19 protein-coding genes are annotated in these 19,137 nt (G+C 63.3%); 3 read left to right on the forward strand and 16 right to left on the reverse strand.

What is annotated here, in order from left to right:
* Positions 1-275 precede the first annotated feature (275 nt).
* The 5 genes from ftsH to H7B90_RS30210 all read right to left on the reverse strand — a co-directional run bounded on the left by ftsH (position 276) and on the right by H7B90_RS30210 (position 6,140).
* Positions 276-2,291 carry an ATP-dependent zinc metalloprotease FtsH gene (ftsH, locus tag H7B90_RS30190; RefSeq protein ID WP_185139622.1) on the reverse strand — a complete coding sequence of 672 codons (2,016 nt, stop codon included), beginning with the start codon at positions 2,289-2,291 and terminating at the stop codon, positions 276-278.
* 111 nt (positions 2,292-2,402) lie between these two features.
* The gene (hpt, locus tag H7B90_RS30195; protein ID WP_185139623.1) at positions 2,403-2,942 is read right to left on the reverse strand and encodes a hypoxanthine phosphoribosyltransferase; all 540 of its coding nucleotides are present in this window, start codon (positions 2,940-2,942) and stop codon (positions 2,403-2,405) included.
* 42 nt (positions 2,943-2,984) lie between these two features.
* Positions 2,985-4,424 carry a tRNA lysidine(34) synthetase TilS gene (tilS, locus tag H7B90_RS30200; protein ID WP_185139624.1) on the reverse strand — a complete coding sequence of 480 codons (1,440 nt, stop codon included), beginning with the start codon at positions 4,422-4,424 and terminating at the stop codon, positions 2,985-2,987.
* 53 nt (positions 4,425-4,477) lie between these two features.
* The gene (locus H7B90_RS30205) at positions 4,478-5,401 is read right to left on the reverse strand and encodes a serine/threonine protein kinase (protein ID WP_311772840.1); all 924 of its coding nucleotides are present in this window, start codon (positions 5,399-5,401) and stop codon (positions 4,478-4,480) included.
* Positions 5,385-6,140: a vWA domain-containing protein gene (locus H7B90_RS30210; RefSeq protein WP_185139625.1), complete on the reverse strand. Its 756-nt coding sequence runs from the start codon at positions 6,138-6,140 to the stop codon at positions 5,385-5,387. Before H7B90_RS30210 ends, H7B90_RS30205 begins: the two co-directional genes overlap by 17 nt.
* 170 nt (positions 6,141-6,310) lie before the next feature.
* Here H7B90_RS30210 and H7B90_RS30215 point away from each other — a divergent pair, with 170 nt between their 5' ends.
* Together H7B90_RS30215 and H7B90_RS30220 are read left to right on the forward strand one after the other, a co-directional pair.
* Positions 6,311-6,757, forward strand: a complete 447-nt coding sequence (locus H7B90_RS30215; RefSeq protein WP_185139626.1) for a carboxymuconolactone decarboxylase family protein — start codon at positions 6,311-6,313, stop codon at positions 6,755-6,757.
* A 39-nt stretch (positions 6,758-6,796) separates the two neighbouring features.
* Positions 6,797-7,756: a sigma-70 family RNA polymerase sigma factor gene (locus tag H7B90_RS30220; protein WP_185139627.1), complete on the forward strand. Its 960-nt coding sequence runs from the start codon at positions 6,797-6,799 to the stop codon at positions 7,754-7,756.
* Here the strand turns inward: H7B90_RS30220 and H7B90_RS30225 are convergent.
* Positions 7,753-8,628, reverse strand: coding sequence for an SDR family oxidoreductase (locus H7B90_RS30225; RefSeq protein WP_185139628.1), 876 nt, complete (start codon positions 8,626-8,628; stop codon positions 7,753-7,755). The two genes, H7B90_RS30220 and H7B90_RS30225, sit on opposite strands and share 4 nt — an antisense overlap.
* A 147-nt stretch (positions 8,629-8,775) precedes the next feature.
* Between H7B90_RS30225 and H7B90_RS30230 the strand changes: the two genes are divergently transcribed.
* Complete coding sequence (locus tag H7B90_RS30230; RefSeq protein ID WP_185139629.1) at positions 8,776-9,786, forward strand: helix-turn-helix transcriptional regulator; 1,011 nt, start codon at positions 8,776-8,778, stop codon at positions 9,784-9,786.
* A gap of 161 nt (positions 9,787-9,947) precedes the next feature.
* On the opposite strand, the gene H7B90_RS30235 is transcribed toward H7B90_RS30230, so the two are convergent.
* From H7B90_RS30235 to yabN, 10 genes are all read right to left on the reverse strand, one after another.
* Entirely contained in the window at positions 9,948-10,529 is a 582-nt protein-coding gene (locus H7B90_RS30235) for a cupin domain-containing protein (RefSeq protein WP_185139630.1), read from the reverse strand.
* Positions 10,530-10,699: 170 nt separating this feature from the next.
* Positions 10,700-13,258 carry a stage II sporulation protein E gene (gene spoIIE, locus H7B90_RS30240; protein ID WP_185139631.1) on the reverse strand — a complete coding sequence of 853 codons (2,559 nt, stop codon included), beginning with the start codon at positions 13,256-13,258 and terminating at the stop codon, positions 10,700-10,702.
* 688 nt (positions 13,259-13,946) lie between these two features.
* Positions 13,947-14,384, reverse strand: coding sequence for a S1 domain-containing RNA-binding protein (locus H7B90_RS30245; RefSeq protein ID WP_185139632.1), 438 nt, complete (start codon positions 14,382-14,384; stop codon positions 13,947-13,949).
* Between the two features lie 137 nt (positions 14,385-14,521).
* Positions 14,522-14,836, reverse strand: coding sequence for an FtsB family cell division protein (locus H7B90_RS30250; protein ID WP_185139633.1), 315 nt, complete (start codon positions 14,834-14,836; stop codon positions 14,522-14,524).
* Between the two features lie 150 nt (positions 14,837-14,986).
* Positions 14,987-15,580 carry a spore cortex biosynthesis protein YabQ gene (gene yabQ, locus H7B90_RS30255; RefSeq protein ID WP_185139634.1) on the reverse strand — a complete coding sequence of 198 codons (594 nt, stop codon included), beginning with the start codon at positions 15,578-15,580 and terminating at the stop codon, positions 14,987-14,989.
* Complete coding sequence (yabP, locus tag H7B90_RS30260; protein WP_185139635.1) at positions 15,577-15,858, reverse strand: sporulation protein YabP; 282 nt, start codon at positions 15,856-15,858, stop codon at positions 15,577-15,579. Before yabP ends, yabQ begins: the two co-directional genes overlap by 4 nt.
* A 79-nt stretch (positions 15,859-15,937) precedes the next feature.
* Positions 15,938-16,627: a DNA alkylation repair protein gene (locus tag H7B90_RS30265; RefSeq protein WP_185139636.1), complete on the reverse strand. Its 690-nt coding sequence runs from the start codon at positions 16,625-16,627 to the stop codon at positions 15,938-15,940.
* Between the two features lie 97 nt (positions 16,628-16,724).
* Positions 16,725-17,003, reverse strand: coding sequence for an RNA-binding S4 domain-containing protein (locus tag H7B90_RS30270; RefSeq protein WP_185139637.1), 279 nt, complete (start codon positions 17,001-17,003; stop codon positions 16,725-16,727).
* A 3-nt stretch (positions 17,004-17,006) separates the two neighbouring features.
* Positions 17,007-17,279: a non-specific DNA-binding protein Hbs gene (gene hbs / locus H7B90_RS30275; RefSeq protein ID WP_185139638.1), complete on the reverse strand. Its 273-nt coding sequence runs from the start codon at positions 17,277-17,279 to the stop codon at positions 17,007-17,009.
* A gap of 195 nt (positions 17,280-17,474) precedes the next feature.
* On the reverse strand, positions 17,475-18,956 hold the full coding sequence (yabN, locus tag H7B90_RS30280) for a bifunctional methyltransferase/pyrophosphohydrolase YabN (RefSeq protein WP_185139639.1): 1,482 nt from the start codon (positions 18,954-18,956) through the stop codon (positions 17,475-17,477).
* Positions 18,957-19,137 lie beyond the last annotated feature (181 nt).

The following is a 19,137-nucleotide window of genomic DNA, read 5'->3' on the forward strand; positions in this document are numbered from 1 at the left end:
TCGCCCGGGTCTGATGATTGAGAAGCCGCGCCGCGGGGCGCGCCAAGCTTGCCAAGTTTGTGAATATAAGCACAAAGACGAAGACGACGAAGCCCTGCCTCTGTTTGATACGGGGATCGTTTAACAACTAATTTACACTCGCTACGGAACCCTGTCAATTGATGTTGCGCAAAAACAGGCGACCAAATGTCAGGGAAATCCGGGCGGAACTCCCTGAAGCGAACAACCCCCGATCCCAAGCGGGATTCGGGGGTTGCGAATGCGGTCTGGCCGCGTTACTTGGACTCTTCCGATCCGTCGTCCGGACGTTGGTCCGGCACCGGCGGAACCGGCTCGTCGTCGCGGGTCTGGATGCGGACCTTGACGTTGCCGAGCGTGTCGACCGTCGGCTCGAGGGAGGTCGGCTCCGACTCGGACGAAGAAGAGGAACCGCCCGTCTCGCCCGCGCCTTCGATCGAGCCCTTCTCCAGCAGACGCTTGATCTGCTCGAGCTCGAGGGTCTCTTCCTCGAGAAGGGTCTTCGCCAGGAGATGCATCTCCTCGCTCTTCTCGGTCAGCAGCTTCTTCGCCCGATCGTAGCACGATTGGATGATCGTCTGCATCTCGAGGTCGATCTCGTAGGCGATCTTGTCGGAGTAGTTCTGCTCGTGCCCGAGGTCGCGTCCGAGGAACACTTGCCCCTGCGAGCTGCCGAACTGCATCGGCCCGAGCTTGTCGCTCATGCCGTATTCCATGATCATGCTGCGGACGATGCTCGTCGCTTGCTTGAAGTCGCTGTAGGCGCCGGTGCCGATCTCGCCGATGTACAATTCCTCGGCGACGCGGCCCGCGAGCAGCCCGGTGACCTTATCCAGCAGCTCCTGCTTCGTCACGAGCATGCGGTCTTCCTTCGGAAGCATGATGACGTAGCCGCCCGCGCGTCCGCGCGGAATGATCGTCACCTTGTGCACCATGTCGGCGTGCTCGAGGAAGTAGCCCGCGATCGTGTGGCCGGATTCGTGGTACGCCACGATCCGCTTCTCGCGATCGCTGATGACGCGGCTCTTCTTCTCCGTGCCGACGATGACGCGGTCGATCGCTTCGTCGACTTCGACCATCGCGATATCCTTCTTGTTCTTGCGCGCCGCCAGAAGCGCCGCTTCGTTCAGCAGGTTCTCCAGATCGGCGCCGGTGAAGCCGGTCGTCCGCTTGGCGATCGTGTCCAGCTTGACGTCCTTGGACAGAGGCTTGTTGCGGGCGTGAACCTTGAGCACCGCTTCGCGGCCCTTGACGTCCGGACGGTCGACCGTGATCTGGCGGTCGAAGCGGCCCGGGCGCAGCAGCGCCGGGTCGAGGATGTCGGGACGGTTCGTCGCCGCGACGATGATGATGCCTTCGTTCGCGCCGAAGCCGTCCATCTCGACGAGCAATTGGTTCAGCGTCTGCTCGCGCTCGTCGTGTCCGCCGCCGAGGCCCGCGCCCCGCTGACGGCCGACGGCGTCGATCTCGTCGATGAAGATGATACACGGAGCGTTCTTCTTCGCGTTCTCGAACAGGTCGCGAACGCGGGACGCGCCGACGCCGACGAACATCTCGACGAAGTCCGAACCGGAGATGCTGAAGAACGGAACGCCGGCTTCGCCCGCTACGGCGCGGGCGAGCAGCGTCTTACCGGTACCCGGAGGGCCCACGAGCAGGACGCCCTTCGGAATGCGGGCGCCGAGGGCCGCGAACTTGCGCGGATCCTTGAGGAACTCGACGACTTCGACGAGCTCCTGCTTCTCTTCGTCCGCTCCGGCCACGTCCTCGAAGGTAACTCGCTTTTTCTCTTCATTATAAAGACGCGCGCGGCTCTTGCCGAAGTTCATGACCTTGCCGCCGCCGCCCTGCGCCTGATTGATCAGGAAGAAGAACAGGATGAACATAATCACGAACGGGATTATCGATGTCAGGAAAGTCAGCCAGAAGCTCTCGCCCTTCATCTTCTGCCAAGTAACCTGCGCGCCGTTGTTGATGGCCGTGTCCGTCAGGTCCTTGACCGCGTAATCGGCGAGGGGGAACCGTCCGCCGAACGCATCGCTCTTCTGATTCGCTGGTTTGTCATTTTCTTTATAATGACCGGTGACCAGATAGGAACCGCTGTCGATCTGCAGCCTGAGGTCCTTGACTTTGTCCTGCTGCACGATCGCGATAAGCTGGTTGTAATTCAGTTCTTCCGTCGTCTCGCTCTTGCTGATGAAGAATTGCACGATTCCGACGGTCACCAAAAATATAAGCAGATAAAAGCCTGTGTTGCGGATGATCCGATTCATCCCTGACCTCCTCCCGACACGCTTACATCATTTTACCATAGCCTGTCTTGGCATCACAATAGAACGGGCAGTACGGGCCGACGATCGGACGGACGCGGAATTAGGCTCGCTTCAGCTCGAATAAATCTCGGGCTTCAGCACTCCCACGAACGGCAGATTGCGGTACTTCTCGGCGTAATCGAGGCCGTAGCCGACGACGAACGCGTCCGGGATGACGAACCCGGTGTAGTCCGCGTTCAGATCGACGGTTCTGCGGCCCGGCTTGTCGAACAGGGCCACCACGTGCACCGACAACGCGTTGCGGCGCTCCAGCACGTCGATGATATAGCTCAGCGTCAAGCCGCTGTCGATGATGTCTTCGACGATGATGACGTCCCGGCCTTCGACCGAGGTGTCCAGGTCTTTGACGATTCTGACTTCCCCGGAGGACCGGGTCGAGTTGCCGTAGCTGGAGACGGCCATGAAGTCGAGCGCGATCGGAACCGTGATGTTCTTCGCGAGGTCCGCCATAAAAATAAAGGCGCCCTTCAGCACGCAGATGACGAGCGGGTTGCGCCCTTCGTAATCGCGGCTGATGGCTGCACCCAATTCGCGGACTTTCGCCTGGATCTGTTCTTCCGTGTAGAGTGTTTCTTGAATGTCGTTCAGCAAGAGAGGACCTCCCAGTCCGAATTAATAAACGGTATGATGGCGTTACTTCGAACATGCCGCCGTTTCGATGCCGCTCGTCCGCAGCTCCCCTTCCACCCGAACCCGAACCGTCGCCTTGCCTTCCGTCGGCGGCGCGTGGCGGGACCGGCGCATCCCGGGGATCCACAGGACGCGTCCCGAAGCGTCGACCAGCAGCGGCAGCCCGTCCCGAAGAGACTTCGGCACTTTGGCGTCAACGAACATATCTTGCACTTTTTTGGACCCGTTTAATCCCATCGGCTCGATCCGGTCTCCGGGACGGCGGTTCCTTATGGCAAGCGGGAATTCGAGAGACGATTCGTCAAAAAAAGCCTCCCAGCGCGAATCCGGCGGAGAGGGGCTGGGCGCATCCGTTCGGCTCAGCAGGAACGAGGCTCGGGCCTCGGGCACGTCCACGCGGGCTTCGGGCCCCGGGACCTCGTACGAGAACGGTCCGCGCGCCGGACGAACCGGCCCGACGTACGCTTCTTCGTATTCGCGGCTCAAGATCCAGCCGTTCCCGATGTCGATCCGGATGACGGACGGCTCCTCCGCGGCGATCGCCGACGCCGTCTCCTCGACCCGTTCATAATCGAAGGAGAACGAAGACGGCTCAACATAGTTCAATATTAGTTTAATCACCCTGCGTTGTAAAGCGACGTGGAGGCCGCGGAACCGCCTCCGGTCCAGCATCCAGCCCTCCCCCGCGCGGACCGCCGCCGAGGCGAGCGCCTTCTCGGCTTCCGCTTCCATATAATCGTTCTCGATCGCCGCCATCTCGGACAACCGGATGAGGGAGGCCCGCACTCGCGGATTATAGGTCTCCAGCATCGGCAGCAGGTCAAGCCGAATCGCGTTGCGCGTGTAATGGCGGTCGGCGTTGCTGCTGTCGAACGCGTAAGGAACCGAGTTGCGCTCTCCATATTCAAGAAGCTCACATTTGGTTATACGCAGCAGGGGCCGGATCAGTTCCAATTCCTTTTCCTCCCGCCTGGCCGGAATTCCCGCCAGTCCCGCGATGCCCGTCCCGCGCAGAATTCGCATGAGCACCGTCTCCGCCTGATCGTCGGCGTGGTGGGCGAGCGCGATCGTCCGCGCTCCCGCGCCGCGAGCGACGTCCAGCAGATAGGCGTAGCGCTTCTCGCGGGCTGCTTCCTGCGGATTCAGGCCGGAGGACGCGATGTACGCGGGCACGTCGATGGCGATCGTCTCGCAGGGAACGCCCCACTCCGCCGCCGTCCGCTTCACCAGCTCCTCTTCCGCGTCGGCCTCGGCCCCGCGGAACCGGTGGTTGACGTGGGCGGCGACGACGCGGAAGCCGTCCTCCCTCGCCATCTCGCGAAGGAGATGAAGGAGGACCATGGAGTCGGGTCCCCCGGACACGCCGGCCACGACGGTCCGGCCCGGAGCGCGCCAGCTCTCTCCCGAGGTCGCCTCCCTCACCCGAAGCAGAAGCTCGTCCATGCTCTCTCCCCTTCTTTTCTACCCTTATATCTATGGCCCCGCCCGCTTCGACGCTACTTCAGCAGCCAGAAGGCCGCGGCCGAAGCGCACAGAAGCGCGGACAAGGCGAACAGCCCCTTCATCCATCCGGGGACCCTCGCCGCTTCGCCTCCCTTGACGCCTTGGGCGGCTTGCAGCTGGGCGCGCCACAGCTCGCGGGCTTCGTCCGTGTCGCGGAACCGGCCCTCGAGCGCTCTCTCGATCCAGGGCTCCATCGGCTTCAGCGCCGCGTTCGTCCGAACGAGCGCGAGCAGCTCCCTCGGGTGCCGGTTCTGGGGCAGCAGCGTCCGGGTCAGGTTCATGAGCCGCTTCCCGTCCAGCACGTGAATCCACAAGACGGCGAAGGCGAACCAGTCATAGCCTGGGTCGGCCGTCCGGGTTCCCGCCGCCCAATAACCCCTGTCGTAAATCTCGGTGAACTGCCTCACGCCCCGGCCCATCGCCGTCATGCCCCCGAAGTCGACGAGGGCGACGCGCCCGTAGCTGCCGACGAGGATGTTGTCGTTCTTCAGGTCGCCGAACGCCCAACCGGCCGCGTGCAGCTCGGCGAGCCGCTTGAGCAGCCGGTAGCCGATGACCCCGAACCACTGCTCCCCGTGCTGCCGCAAGTAAGAGCGAACCGGGACGCCCGGCACGTACTGCATCACATAAAAGGAAGCTTCCCGGCCGCCGACAGCGGCATCGTCCACGTCCAGCAGAAAAGGCGGGCGCCCGCGCTCCCGCCGGTCCAGCGAAGCGAGCACGTTGGCTTCCGCCTGCAGTTCCGCCGTCTCGTTGCCGATCTTGAGCGCGTAGGTCGAGCGCCCGCTGCCGACCAGATACACTTGCCCGTTGGAGCCGATGCCGAGCAGCTTCTCCACCCGGTAGCTTCTTCCGTTCCACTTGCCGCTTAATATCGTTCCCGGCGGCAGCTGCTGCTTCTCAGACGACGTAATCACTCCGCACCCCGTCGGTATCGTCCCGCCTGTTCGGCGAAGACGGTTGTACAGGTTCTGACATGATCTTACCACAAGTCTCCCGGAAAAACTCGACGACCCTCAGGAGAGCCGGCCCCGTCGGTGTCGTGCCCCGCATGCGGATTCGCCCGAACAGCGCCTCGATCCTCGCGGTCGAATCCATCCACGAAGCGTCCATCACGCACGGCTCGCGGTCGGAGTCCCCCGGGAAGTGGAACACCGCCACGGCGCTGTCTCCCGCCCTCGACTGCAGGCTGAGCGCCAGGTCGCGGATCGCCTCGGAGACGGCGGACAGCTTCGGCTTCATGCTCGCGCTGGCGTCGATCAGCAGGGCCACGCGAAGCGTCGCGGTCTCCCCGAGGTCCTCCATCACTTGCACGACTTCGGCCCGCTTGGACGGCGGCAGCGCCGCGACCGAATCGACGCCCAGCAGGTGGCGCAGCTCCTGGTTGACGGCCTGCTGGATCGTGCCGACGACCGTCTGCCGGGTCATCATCTGCACCGTCTGCGACAGCTGCCGAGACGAGACGATGCGGCTCATGCCGCCGCCCGCCCGGGCGATCTCCGCGATCTCCGTCGCGCCGTATTCGCCGATGCTGCCTTCGTCGACGACCCCGGCCACGTTGACGACGATGCCGTCGGCGTAGGCCTGAGCGGCGGCGATGACCGGGCTGTCGCCCACGTTGGATCCGCCGTCGGTGATGAGCAGAATTTGGTTCATTCCTTCCACGCTCCTTCTTCTCTCGACTCTATCAGCATTGTCGCCAATAGAAGGAAGAATTAACCGTGGCGCGCGACTCCCGCGGATTTGTCACAGACGGGAGGACTTCTTTGTCTATATATCGGTAACCTGTTGCCGGAATCTGAATCATCCTATCGGAGGGATCTGTCATGAAAAGAAGATTGAATCACGCCGCGGTCAATCCCGAGGCGTTCCAGGCCATGCTCGCGTTCGAGGAATTCGCCCGCTCGCGGGGCATCGACCCGAAGCTGTATCATCTGATCAAGCTTCGGGCGTCCCTCATCAACGGCTGCGCCTATTGCGTCGATATGCACTCGAAGGATATGCTGAAGGAAGGGGAATCCTTCCAGAGGATCGCCCTCGTCTCGGTCTGGCGCGAGTCGCCGTGCTACAGCGAAGCCGAGAAGGCCGCTCTGGAGCTGACCGAATACGTCACCCGGCTTCCGGAGGCCGGCGTGCCGGAGGACGTGTACGAACGGGTCCGCGCCCACTACGGGGAGAGAGAATACGTGGATCTGATCATGGCCATCAACGCGATCAACAGCTGGAACCGGCTCAGCGTGTCGACGGGCCTGATGCCGGCCCTGCAGCAATAATCGGAATAGCGGTACGCGAGGATAAAGGGGAGAGATCGAATGGGCAACGGGGGCGGACAGGAAGAGACGAAGAAGGCGGGACAATGGGAAGAGCGGTACCGGAAGTACCGCTCCGCCGTGTTCGCGATCGCTTATCGGATGCTGGGATCGGCCGCGGACGCGGAAGACGTCGTTCAAGACGTCTTCCTGTCCGTTCCGGACGCCAGACCCGAAGGCGCGGACGATCCGATCCGGCACGAGAAGGCTTATCTCTCCCGGATGGCCGTCAACCGCTGCCTCAACCTGCTGAATTCTTCGGCCCGGAAGCGAGAGACGTATGTCGGTCCCTGGCTTCCGGAGCCGCTCGTCCGGAGCGAAGACGATCTGCCCGAGGAGGCCGCCGAGCGCGGCGAAGCGGTCTCTTACGCGTTCATGGTCATGCTCGAGAAGCTGGGCCCGCTGGAGAGGGCGGTGTTCGTGCTCCGGGAGACGCTCGGCTACGACTACGAGGCCATCGCCGGCCTCGTCGGGAAGAGCGAGGCGAACTGCCGCCAGATCTACAGCCGGGCGAAGCGCAAGCTCGGAGACGGCGCGCCCGTCCGGGAGCCGCTGGGTCTGGAGAAGCAGCGGAGCCTCGCGCGCCGCTTCGCGGAGTCGTTCCGCGAGGGGCGGACGCAGGAGCTCGTCCGCCTGCTCGCGTCGGACGCCGTCCTGATGACGGACGGCGGAGGGAAGGTTCGCGCGGCCATCAACCCGATCTACGGCCGCGACCGGGGTCTGGCCCTGCTCGCCGCCATGGCGAAGGGCTCGATGAAGGGAGCCCGCTTCGAGGAGGTCGCCTTCGGCGGCGGAATCGGGCTCGCCGCCTGGCAGGGCGACCGCCTGCACGCGGTCATCTCCTTCGACTGGAGCGGCGAAGACGAGCCGCTGCGGAACCTGTTTACGATTTTCAACCCGGATAAGCTCGCGCGGATTCGCCCTCGTCTGGCCGGCGAGGAGGTCGTGAAGGATCGGACTTAATCGTAGAAGCCCTGCTCCTTCGCGTAGTTGCCCCAATGGGGTCTCGAGCCGTCCACGTCGCGGATGCCGTACAAGTCCGACAAGCCCCAGGACGTGAAGACGCCGCCCGTCTTGGCGGCCCGGTCCGGATCGGCCGTCAGGGCGACGAGCCCCCGCGCGAGGAAGTACGGCGTCTCCGACTGAAGGAAGTGCGGGTCCTTCTTCGCGCCGTCCCGCCAGTTGTCCTCGGTCACGCCGAAGTGGTCGAGCATCTCCTCCGACCGCAGGAAGCCCGGGGACACGGCCACCGCCTCGATTCCAAGCGGCTTCAGGTCGGCGGCCATCCCTTGGGCCAGATGGATGACCGACGTCTTGGCCAGGCTGTAGGGGAGGTTGCCGCGGTACCGGTAATCCCACCCGTCGGTGACCTCCACGATCAGCCCTTGCTTGCGCGCGACCATCAGCGGCGCGGCGTAACGGCTCGTGATCAGATGCGTATGAACGGCCCGCTTCTGCATGAGCAGCCCTTTGGCGATATCCAGCTCCCAGAAGGGCTTGCCCCACTCGGTCAGGCTCTCCCCTCCCCAGACGTCGTTGACGAGAATGTCGAGGCGTCCGTCCTGCTCCTCCGACACTCGCCGGAACAGGCCCTGCACCTGCTCCTCCTCCGTATGGTCGACGCGAACCGCGATGCCGCGGCCTCCCTTGGCCGTCGCGAGCTCGGCCGTCTCTTCGATCGTCTCCCGTCGTCCGATGTCGGACGGTTCCCCTCTCACGCTTCGGCCCGTGCAGTATACCGTCGCTCCCGCTTCCCCGAGCGCGACCGCGATCGCCCGTCCCAATCCTCTCGTCGCTCCGGCCACGACGGCCACTTGTCCCTGCAATACCTTCATCTCTCCGTCTCCTCCAATCGATTATCGAATTCTCGAACGATCTTTATGTTACCGTACCAATCTGGTCATCTTCTGTCCTATTTGTATGCTAAAATGCGGTTATGGATAGGCGGATAAGAACCGCGGGATCAAGGAGGGGCGCTACGGATGAGGGCGGACCGGTTGATGGCCATTTTGCTGCACCTGCAAGCGCAGGGGAGAACGACGGTGCGGGAACTGGCCGAGCGGCTGGAGGTGTCCGAGCGGACGATCCGCCGGGACATGGACGCCCTGTGCGCGAGCGGCATCCCGCTCTATGCGCTGCGCGGCGTCCAGGGCGGCTGGGTGCTGCCGGAAGGCTACCGCTCGAAGCTGACCGGCCTGACGTCCGGCGAGATCCGGGCGCTGGTGCTGCTGCAGGAGTCCAGCGTCGTCCGGGACCTGACGCTGGACGGCGAGACGGGCAGCGCGATGGCGAAGCTGCTGTCCGCGCTGCCGTCGGACAAGCGAGGCGAAGCCGAATTCGTGCGGCGCCACCTGCACATTGACGGCGCGGGCTGGCACGGGACGGGCGAGCCCGCGCCGTGGCTCCAGACCGTTCAGCAGGCGGTCTGGGAAGGGCGGCGGCTTCGCTTCCGCTACGCTTCGGCCTACGCCGAAGGCCGGGAGACGGAGAAGACCGTCTCCCCTTGGGGGCTCGTCGCGAAGCGGCAGACCTGGTATTTCGTCGCCCTCGCGGGAGAGGAGAACGGCGAAGGCGGCGGGGAGCTTCGCACGTACCGGGTGTCCCGGGTGCTCGAAGCGAAGTTGACGGAGGAGCGGTTCGAGGTGCCGCCGGACTTCGACCTGGCGGCATGGTGGGAGCAGTCGACGCGCCGCTTCAAGGAGGGGCTGCCGAAGTATCCCGCGAAGGTGCGGCTGAGGGAGGAGGCGCTCGAGCGGCTCGAGAGGGAGCGATTCGCATCGGTAGGCGCCACGGTCCGCCGGGAGGACGGTTGGATCGAGGCGGAGGTCGACTTCCAGACTCTCGAGACCGCCCGCGACCTGCTGCTCGTCCTCGGAGCTTCGGCCGCGGCGCTCTCGCCGGAGGAGCTGCGCCAGGCCGTGCGCCGGGCGGCCGAGGACGTTCTGGCCGCGTACGGCGGCGGCCCTGCGACCGGAGAGAGCCGCGAGGAATAGGGCGACGGAGAACGCGAGATCGGGACCGCGAATGGGCGGTCCCGACCTGTTTTTAGGGGGCGGCTAACGAATCGAGAAGACGCTATTCGTTCCGGAAGCCCCGCGATTCCGGTTGCTACCATGAACGAGACTTCCGTGTCTCCATCACGTTTTTTTATCATCTATATAAAATGTTCTTGGGCTCTTAGGCCCGCGGGGTTGAGCCGTTCACCCTCCTCCGGTCCGTCGCGGCTCGAGTGGGCGGTGCGCCAATGGTCGAGGAGAGGTCCGTCGTCCCCGTGAACGGGATCGGTGTCCGGAAGCGGAACGCGGCGGATCTCGGACAGCGCCCGGTTCCTCTCTCCCATCTCGACGGTCCACAGGTTCCATGACATGCCGTCCGGGTACGCCCCGACGACCGCGAAGTCGGCGCTCGAGGCGATTCGCTTGTGCCCGGTCCCGGCGGGCAGCACCAGCACGTCTCCCGCGCGAAGCTCCAGCTCCTGCCCGCTCTCGCCTCCGAGCTGCAGCGTGGCCGACCCCCGGACGACGCCGAGCGCCTCGTGGGCGTTGGAGTGGAAGTGGTGGAAGTCGTACACGCCTCCCGTCCAGCTGTTGCGCCAATTGTGGCGGTTGAACGCCGCCTCGATCCTCTCGGGGCCGTCCTTGAACGCGCCCATGTACAAGATGGCCGGCAGCACCGGATTGTTCGGAACCGCTTCGTCTTCCCGGAACATCATCAATTGAACCTCCCTAACGTTCATGAGAATCCCTCCCTATGACCATCTTTCTATTCCATTAACCGCCCGCGGGAATTTTCAACCTTGTCCATTCTTCCCCCCCCCGGCGGAGTCAACCTTCTCTCGCCGCGCCTTCTGGCGCCCGAACCGCCGACGCTCCCTCGCCTGCCCTCGCCTCGTCTTCGACGCCCCCTTCAGCTCACCGTCCTCGGGCGCTCGTAGCGATGGATGCCGGGCCACCGGAAGGAAGACCATTCCGGCTGGTGGCGCGTGATGCGGGTGGCGATGACCGTCATGTCGTCGCGGATGCCGCCTCCCGGGTATTGGCGAAGCGCCATGTCGAGCAGGCTGTCGGCGATCTCCTGCGGATCGTCGCTCGTAATCTCCTGGAGCACCCGTCGGACCCAGAGCTCCTTGTTCACGGCATGGTCCGGCGCGTCCAGAATGCCGTCGGTCATCATGACGAGCGTGTCGCCGGGCTGCAGGTCGACCTGCAGCACGTCGATCTCGATGTCCTGCACGATGCCGATCGGCAGGTTGCCCGCGGATACCGGAATGACGTCCCTCCCTCTCTTGATGAAGCTCGGCGTCGATCCGATCTTCAGCATCGTCGCCTGCCCGGTATGCAGGTCGACGAGCGCGAGATCGACGGTGGCGAACATCTCCTCCGGCGACCGGAGCAGCAGCACCGAATTGACCGACTTCACCGCCAGCTTCTCGTTAATGCCCGACTGCAGCAGCTGCTCGAGCATCGACAAGGCGGCGCTGCTCTCCATGCGCGCTCTCGCCCCGTTGCCCATGCCGTCGCTGAGCGAGACGGCGAACTTGCCGCTGCCGAGCTCCACCATGCTGAAGCTGTCTCCCGACAGCCAATCGCCGCCCTTCGCGGCTCCCGCGACGCCGGTCTCCACCTCGAACGCCTTCGCGGACGCGAACGTCGCCGTCGTCCACGGGCTGCCCGGCGCGACCGGCTTCTCCCCCGTCACCGTGACGCTCTCGCTTAGAATATCGCTCAGCAGCGGAGCGATGATCTTCCGGCATTCGTCGAATCCCGGCCGGAACGCGTGCACGATCTCGATCTCGATATGCCCCTCCTCCAGGCTGATAATATCGATGCTCTGAATGGCCAACCCGAGGCGGTCCAGCTCGTGCCGAATCTGCTCCTCGTGGTGGTGAAGCTCCTTGGCCTCCCTTCGGATCTCCTTCACCAGATCGTCCATCACCTGCGAGACTCCGTTCAGCTGGTCGGCGACCAGCAGGCGGCTGTCCTGCAGCTGGCGGCGCCAGTGAAGGTCGTGGCGATACAGGTCGTACTGCCGCTTGAGCACGTCGAGCACCTGCGGCGTCTTCACGCAGTGCCGGTTCCAGGCTTTGGGGATTTTCGAAGGAGTCATGTCCGGCTCGGCCTCCACCGCGCTCATCATGTCGGTGAGCAGCTTGTACGTCTGGAAGAACTGTCCGTCCCAGCACTGCGCGTACCGGTGGCAATTCGCGCAGTTGTTGTCGTGGACCGCGTTGACGAAATGATCGAAGTCCTGCGTCTGCCGCGCCGTCTCCCCTTCGTACGTGATCTGCCGGAAGCTGCGCGACAGCTGGCGGAACACCTCGGAGAACCTCTCCACCCTCTCCGCCGTCAGATCCCGAACTTTCTTCGCGTAATCTTGCTGGTTGTGGGCATAATCCGGCGTCCCCGGAACATATCTTGCAATATGCCGGACGATCGAGCCCGGCGTCAGGAACAGCAGGACGGACGCGGCCACCGATGCCCACGCCGAGGCCAGCGTCTCGTCCGCGGTGCCCGAGTAGAGCGACAGCACGGACGTTCCGAGCAGCATGCCGAACACCGCCGCGGCCTTGCCGCCCTGCCGGATGAGCCCCCCCATGAGCCCTCCGAAGGCGAGCAGTCCGATCTGCGTCACGGCGCCGAGGTCCGACAAGCTCAAGACGATACCCGCTACCACTCCCGCGGCCGTCCCCATGAGCGGGCCCGCGGCGAGCGCGAAGATCAGGACGATATACCGGGAGACGACGTGCTCGGCCTCGACCCCCTGCACGGCCCACCCGACGACGCCGGTCATGACCGAGGCGAGCAGAATCATCGCGCCGATCCATTCCTCGTGCCGAAGCTTCGCCTTCTTCGCGGTCCGCGACAGCAGCGGAAGCGCATGCAGGAACAATAAAGTCAGCACGGCGGACAAGCCCGCTTCGATCAGCGTAAGGGCGTAAGGCAGCCACTCCGAGCGTTCCGTCATGACGGTATCGAACAAGCGGACAAGCAACGTCGAAGCGAATACGACGACCGGAGCCTGGGACAAGTCCGCTCTCTCGTACGTCTCCAACCCTCGGACGAGCAGATAGATAATTCCGATCTCGGCGGCGATAACCGCGGGAACCGGGTCGACCGACCAGAAGCTGCCCGCGATAAGCGCCAGAGCCGCTCCGAACGCGTGCTCCCGCCTCAGATAGAGAACGACCGCGTAGAAGGCGGCCGCGAACGGCGTCAGTCCTTCCAGCATGACGGCTCGTCCGAGGAGGAAGCCGACGAGGAGGATGCCGATAAGCCATTGCCTCTGGCGCGCCATCTCGCTCCACGCCGTCCACTTGTCTCTCCAACCGGATGCGGCCCTGGCGCTTCCTCCCGACCGGGAACCTTCCCGATCCCGGGGCCGGAACCAGCGCCTTCTCTTTCTCTCCTCGGATTGCGGCTCCCGCTGCGGCCGCGGCACGAACGGAACGACGGACGGCTTGACCATTTTACTCGCACCTCATTTTCCTTAAAGTCGTGCCTCTTATTATAGGAGCGGGGTTTCATAAAGTTTGTCAGAAGGCGTTGGCGGGTCCGAAGTTTTTTCCGACAGGGGACGCGGCCGGCCGCCGACGCTATTCGGGATTCGGCTCGAGCCCGCGCCCCGCAAGGGGAAGACGGCCGTTCCCGGGTGTCCGGACCGCCTCCCGGGAGACCGATCCCGTGCGGAAAACGCCCTCATCCGACGGCATATCCCGTGCGGAGGCGAAGGGCTTCGCGAGCGCCTGTGCCGGATGAACGCGAATTATCCGGTAATCCCCGCCGCGCTTGCGAAAAAAATATTTCTCCCCTTGGCGCTGCATTCCCGCCAATGGATCTCAATCGCTGGAACGCTTCTTTGCCCGGTGCCACATTTCCGCTAATCTACCTGAATGGCTGAGTCGCTTTTACGCTATGCGCCGGATTCCCGCTATTCTACCTTAGCGGTTGAGTCGCTTTTGCGCGGTATTCGAGATAGGGCAGGAACTTCGCGGGCGGATAGGAGATTGAGATGCAGCGGCGGCGGCGGTGGAAAGGTTGTCGTTAGATTAGCTTGGGGGGGGGACCGGCTGAAGAGCGGACGCCTTCCGGAGAACGCAAAAAACCGGACCCAAGAGGGGTCCGGATCGGTTGTGATTAGATGTCGCGAGCCAGGCTTACGAACGGCGTCCGCCGCGGCCTCCGCGCTTGGATTCGGTGTTCTTCTTCAGGTTGGACATGCGTTCTTCGCTGTCTCTGAGGAATCGCGATACCTTGTCCTCGAACGTAGCTCGGTTCGGGCCACCCGGCTTGAAGGGACGTCCGCCGCGGTCTCCGCGAGGCCCACGGGGCGGGTATTGCTGCTGCTGTTCCGGAGGTTTGTCCACCGCTTGCCGAATCGACAGCCCGATCTTACCGTCCTTGTCTACGTTGATTACTTTGACGGTAACGACGTCATTGATCTTGAGATGCTCATGAACGTCCTTGACATAGCTGTCCGCGATCTCGGAGATGTGCACGAGGCCCGTTACGCCCCCGGACAAGTCCACGAATGCCCCGAAATGCGTGATGCCAGTGACTTTGCCCTCCAATTTGGTGCCCACTTCAATGGCCATAAAAAGCGATGTTCCTCCCTGAACATAAGTGTGCCGAGCAGTGTATAATTCCGGCTATGCCGATTATAACCGATACTAAAAAGCAAGGTCAACAGACGTTCATCCCTGTCGCCTCGCGAGTTGCAGGCTCCTCAGCCTTATTTATCCACCTCGATCGGCTTCTCCCCGGGAAGGCCCATGCCTTGTTCCTTGCGGGCGATCTGGCCAATGTATTCGTCGTCGTTCAATCTCTCGATCTCCTGCTTCAGCGCCGAGTTCTTCATCTGGATGTCGGTGAGCTTGGCCTTCACCTCGCGAAGCTGCTCGGAGCGATGGGACGATTGGTTGAATTGCGAGAGCAAGGTGTACGCGGCCCAGCTCATGAAGAGAATGACCACGATCAGAAGCAGCTTCAGCCGCCTGCGCATGCCGACGGATGCCGGCGTCGATGCCGTAGAAGATCCCGATGCCACGTCCGAAGCTCCCCCTCCCTTGTCCGCGCCCAACGCGAAACCGCCCATTTGCCAAAAAATTGATAGGGCTAAACGCGATAATTATAGCATATCATGGACACCTCGCAATATCCTTCTTCCGTCGCATAATGCGGGAGAATCGTGTCGATTCTAGTCCTTGCGCTTCAGCAATTCCAGAATCGCGCGCCACTTGGCCCTCGCGGAACGGAAGAATTCGGCGATCGGCCTCGCTCTCTCCCTCACCGGGAGCAGAAGCCGCCATATCCATTTACCCAGCTTGGCCACCGGTTTAAACAGGGGACGCCCGATCCACAGGAGCAAGGCGGCCGTCACGACGAAGACGATGTCGATCAGCCGCGCCAGCGTCCGGACGATCCATAGAACCGGGACGATCAGGACGACGCGAATCGCCCGCCAGACGAAGAGCAGCACGCTCCGGACCGCCCGGAACAGCGCGCCCACAAGCTTAATGACCGTCGGGCTGAGCAGGCCGAAGTAGCCCGTGATCCCGATCGCGATCCCGAGGAAGACGTAGAGCCGGACTTCCCCTTCGTTGCGGGCCAGCAGCACCCGGAAGACGACGAGCGTCGCGGCCGCCCAATAGACGACGTCGAATCCCGGAAGCATCCAGCGGCGGACGGAGAATCGGCTGCAGGCGACCCGGTAGACGTCGAACGCCGTCCCCATGCCCAGTCCGCACAGAATCATGGCCCCGATGGTGGCGAAATGAACGCTCGCGTTCACTTGAACAGCTTCCCGAACAAGCCTTTCGACTTGGGGGCGGCGTTCCCGTCCAAGTACGCAAGGGAATGGATCAGGCCTTCGATGGTGACCATCCCTTGCTCCAAGCTCAGATTTTTCATATGCAGATTCTGCCCGCGCACGGTGAGGAATCCGAATTCGGTCTCCAGCAGGAATTCTTCGTTGTCGAAGCTCTCCACGTTGCTGACGCCGGAGATATCCATCACCCTGCGGTTGAGCATGCGGATCTCCTGCCGCTTGGCGCTCTTCCCCTGGTCCATGGCGCGTCCCTCCCTCTTTTGAGACTAGCTTATGGGAGGGAGCGGCGAATTAGAACAAGCAGCCTGACGGGGATGCGGTCTACCCGGGCTTGCCGATACGCTTCAGCGCTTCCCGCGCGCTGAGAGGAGACAGCCGGTTCGATTCCGCGAAGGCGGCCACGGCCCGGGGATCGGTCTTGGCGTACTCGCGAAGCGCCCAGCCGATCGCCTTGCGGATGAAGAAGTCGGGATCGTCCGCGTTCCTGCGGATCGCCTCGAACAACAGCTCCGTATCGGTCTTGCCCTTGTAGCCGAGCTGGAACAGAATCGCCGTGCGCCTCAGCCAGAGGTTGTCCGACGCGATCCACGCCTCCGCCCGTTCCGGGATCAGGTCCGGGAAGCGCGCGAGCAGCGAGCCGGCCAGCTTGGCGGCCAGCAGGTCCGCCGTGTCCCACCAGGACTTCTCCAGGATCAGCCGTTCGTAGAGCGCGATCCTCGTTCGCGGGGCTCTCTTCCTATCCTTGTCCAATAGGAAAAGCGCGGTATACTGGAACTCCCGTTCGGGGAGTTCCCACAGCCGGGCCGCCGCGTCCTCCGCGTCGGCCGGGAAGCCGTTCCCGGCGAGGAATCGCCGGGTGAGCTCCACCCGCTCCGGCGACCGGAGTCCGAGGAACGGGAACTTCCCCTTCATGTAGGCGGCCATCGGGCCCGCCGCCTCCGGGTTCGCCTGCGCGCGGAGCCATGCTTCCAGCTTGGCGACGTACTCGCCGGCGTTCGTCGCGCCGCTCATCCTGTCTTCCTCCCCTTTCTCATACGTTCGACAGAATTCGACCGCGCCGACCGCCCGAACCCGCGAGAACGACGAAAACCCGCCACGATGGCGGGTTCTACAGGAAAGGCGTATCTTCGCTCTTGCGAGTCTCTTCCTTCAGGACGGTGTACATGCCTTCCGCGTCTTCCTTCCGGGCGGACTCGGCCGTCTTCTCGATCTTCACGGTCAGGATGCGCTGCCCGAATTGGATCTCGAGAACGTCGCCGACGGCGACGACGCTGCCCGGCTTCGCTTCCCTACCGTTCAGAAGGACGCGCCCTTGATCGGACACGTCCTTCGCCACGGTGCGGCGCTTGATAAGGCGCGACACCTTCAGGTATTTGTCAAGGCGCATGAATTACTTAACGGCTTCCTTCAGCTTGTTGCCGGCCTTGAACGCCGGAACCTTGGAAGCGGCGATCTCGATCGTCTTGCCCGTTTGCGGGTTGCGGCCCACGCGGCCGGAACGAGCGCGGGTCTCGAACGTGCCGAAGCCGATCAGTTGGACTTTGTCGCCCTTGGCGAGAGCGTCGGATACTTCGCCCAGGAAGCCGTTCAGTACGGATTCCACGTCCTTCTTCGTCAGGCCGCTCTTCTCGGCGATGTTGTTGATCAGGTCCGTCTTGTTCATAATTAAAAATTCCTCCTAGATTTTTGATTTACATTGTGGTCTTCCAACGCCTTATGACGCATGGAAATCGGGTTTGGTTACTGCACGAAGAATACTATTCTGTTCCCTGCTAAAAAAATCCTGCCTCGTTCGCAAAAAATTTCTCGAAAAATGATGAAAAAGTAGGGTTCCTGGGGTTTTTCGCCCCCCCGAACGTCACTTGGGAGCCTTCGCCTCCTTCCACCAATCTTCCATCTCTGTTAAATCAGTCTCGTCAAACGTGCGCCCGTTTATACGTAATTGCTCTTCGATATATTGAAAACGAGAGACGAATTTGCGGTTCGTGCCCGCCAGAGCCTCTTCCGGATCGGCCTTGACGAATCTCGCGGCGTTCACGACGGCGAACAGCAAGTCTCCCAGCTCTTCCTTCTGCCGTTCGAGAGATTCGCTCCGGACCGCTTCCTTCAGCTCGGCGAGCTCCTCCTCGATCTTGTCGAATACGCCGTTCAGATCCGGCCAGTCGAAGCCGACCGACGAAGCCTTCCTCTGCACCTTGTAGGCCCGGGGCAGGGCGGGCAAGTCCTTCGGGATGCCGTCCAGCAGCGACTTGCGCTCGGCGACGCCCTTGCGCCGCTTCTCCTCGGCCTTCATCGCTTCCCAGTTGCGCAGCGCCTCCTCGGCGTCCTGCGCGTTCGCTCCTCCGAACACGTGGGGATGGCGGAAAATAAGCTTGTCGTTCAACTCGGCGAGAACGTCGAACACGTCGAACGTTCCTTCCTCCTCTTCCATCTGGCTGTGAAGGAGCACCTGCAGCAGGACGTCGCCGAATTCCTCCTTCATGCCGTCCGGATCGTCGTTGTCGAGCGCTTCGATCGCTTCGTACGTCTCCTCGATGAAGTTCTTGCGGATCGAGGCGTGCGTCTGGGCGCGATCCCACGGACAGCCCTCCGGGCTGCGGAGGATGCCGACGATCTCGTGCAGCCGCTCGAAGGAGCGGCGGCGCAGCCGGTCGTCGTCGCTCGCGGGCACGTAGACGAGCGTCAGGTTGCCGTACGAGCCCAAGCGATCCAGCTCGTGCAGCGGAACGGTCTCGATCCGCTCCTCGCCGGGCACGCCGAGCGCTTGGCCGACGACGACCGGATGGTCGTCCGGGTAGACGTTCATGAGCGCGAGCTTCACGTCGGAAGCGGTGAAGGCGTCGTACACCTGCCCGATGACGGTGTGCAGGCGCGGGCGGAGCGTCTCGCGGGTCAGCTCGGACGCGTCGAGGAGCTGGAACCCCTCGATCGGGTCGAAGCCGAGCCGCAGGAACGCCTGGTCGAGGAAGCTCTCCCCGCCGAGCATGTCGAGGGCGATGCCGCGCCCGGGAGCTTGCTTCCGCAGCAGCTGAACGGTCCGCTCGGCGACCATCGGGTGGCCGGGAACGGCGTAGACGATCGCTTGGCCGCCCGAGCCGCTTGCGGCGTCCAGCAGCTTCGCGGCGATCGCTTCGTACACCTCCTCGAAGCCGTCCAGGCTCTCGTAGAGGGAGTCGAACGATTCGAAGACGATGCCTCTGCGCGCCAGGTCGGCGACGGCGGGGTGGTCCGCCGTCCGGACGAAGCGGAGCTCCGCCGCCTCGAGCTTCTTCAGAATGCCGAGCGTCAATTGGTCTTCCCCGCCGGACCCGAGTCCGACGATCGTGATAGAGCTGGGCATATGCGATTCATCCTTCCGGAGTGTTCTTGAGCGCGGCCCCTTCGGACGGCGCGGGATTCCGATTCTGGCGAAGCGACTTCGGCTGCAGCCGGGAGAGCCACTTGTCCGCTCCGGGGCCGCTCAGGCCCGGCAGCGCGCGCCATTCGCGCGGCCCGACGGCGCCGAGGGCGACGAGAGCGGC

Origin of the sequence: Cohnella xylanilytica (assembly GCF_014212175.1) — a bacterium.
GTDB lineage: Bacteria > Bacillota > Bacilli > Paenibacillales > Paenibacillaceae > Cohnella > Cohnella xylanilytica.

Excerpts from the sequence above, each read along its gene's own strand:
- ftsH (WP_185139622.1), bottom strand. The coding sequence starts at position 2,291 with ATGAATCGGATCATCCGCAACACAGGCTTTTATCTGCTTATATTTTTG.
- H7B90_RS30245 (WP_185139632.1), bottom strand. The coding sequence starts at position 14,384 with ATGGCCATTGAAGTGGGCACCAAATTGGAGGGCAAAGTCACTGGCATC.
- H7B90_RS30270 (WP_185139637.1), bottom strand. The coding sequence starts at position 17,003 with ATGCGCCTTGACAAATACCTGAAGGTGTCGCGCCTTATCAAGCGCCGC.
- yabN (WP_185139639.1), bottom strand. The coding sequence starts at position 18,956 with ATGCCCAGCTCTATCACGATCGTCGGACTCGGGTCCGGCGGGGAAGAC.
- H7B90_RS30225 (WP_185139628.1), bottom strand. The coding sequence starts at position 8,628 with ATGAAGGTATTGCAGGGACAAGTGGCCGTCGTGGCCGGAGCGACGAGA.
- H7B90_RS30210 (WP_185139625.1), bottom strand. The coding sequence starts at position 6,140 with ATGAACCAAATTCTGCTCATCACCGACGGCGGATCCAACGTGGGCGAC.
- tilS (WP_185139624.1), bottom strand. The coding sequence starts at position 4,424 with ATGGACGAGCTTCTGCTTCGGGTGAGGGAGGCGACCTCGGGAGAGAGC.
- spoIIE (WP_185139631.1), bottom strand. The coding sequence starts at position 13,258 with ATGGTCAAGCCGTCCGTCGTTCCGTTCGTGCCGCGGCCGCAGCGGGAG.
- hbs (WP_185139638.1), bottom strand. The coding sequence starts at position 17,279 with ATGAACAAGACGGACCTGATCAACAACATCGCCGAGAAGAGCGGCCTG.
- yabP (WP_185139635.1), bottom strand. The coding sequence starts at position 15,858 with ATGGACCAGGGGAAGAGCGCCAAGCGGCAGGAGATCCGCATGCTCAAC.
- H7B90_RS30265 (WP_185139636.1), bottom strand. The coding sequence starts at position 16,627 with ATGAGCGGCGCGACGAACGCCGGCGAGTACGTCGCCAAGCTGGAAGCA.
- H7B90_RS30235 (WP_185139630.1), bottom strand. The coding sequence starts at position 10,529 with ATGAACGTTAGGGAGGTTCAATTGATGATGTTCCGGGAAGACGAAGCG.
- H7B90_RS30230 (WP_185139629.1), top strand. The coding sequence starts at position 8,776 with ATGAGGGCGGACCGGTTGATGGCCATTTTGCTGCACCTGCAAGCGCAG.
- H7B90_RS30215 (WP_185139626.1), top strand. The coding sequence starts at position 6,311 with ATGAAAAGAAGATTGAATCACGCCGCGGTCAATCCCGAGGCGTTCCAG.
- H7B90_RS30220 (WP_185139627.1), top strand. The coding sequence starts at position 6,797 with ATGGGCAACGGGGGCGGACAGGAAGAGACGAAGAAGGCGGGACAATGG.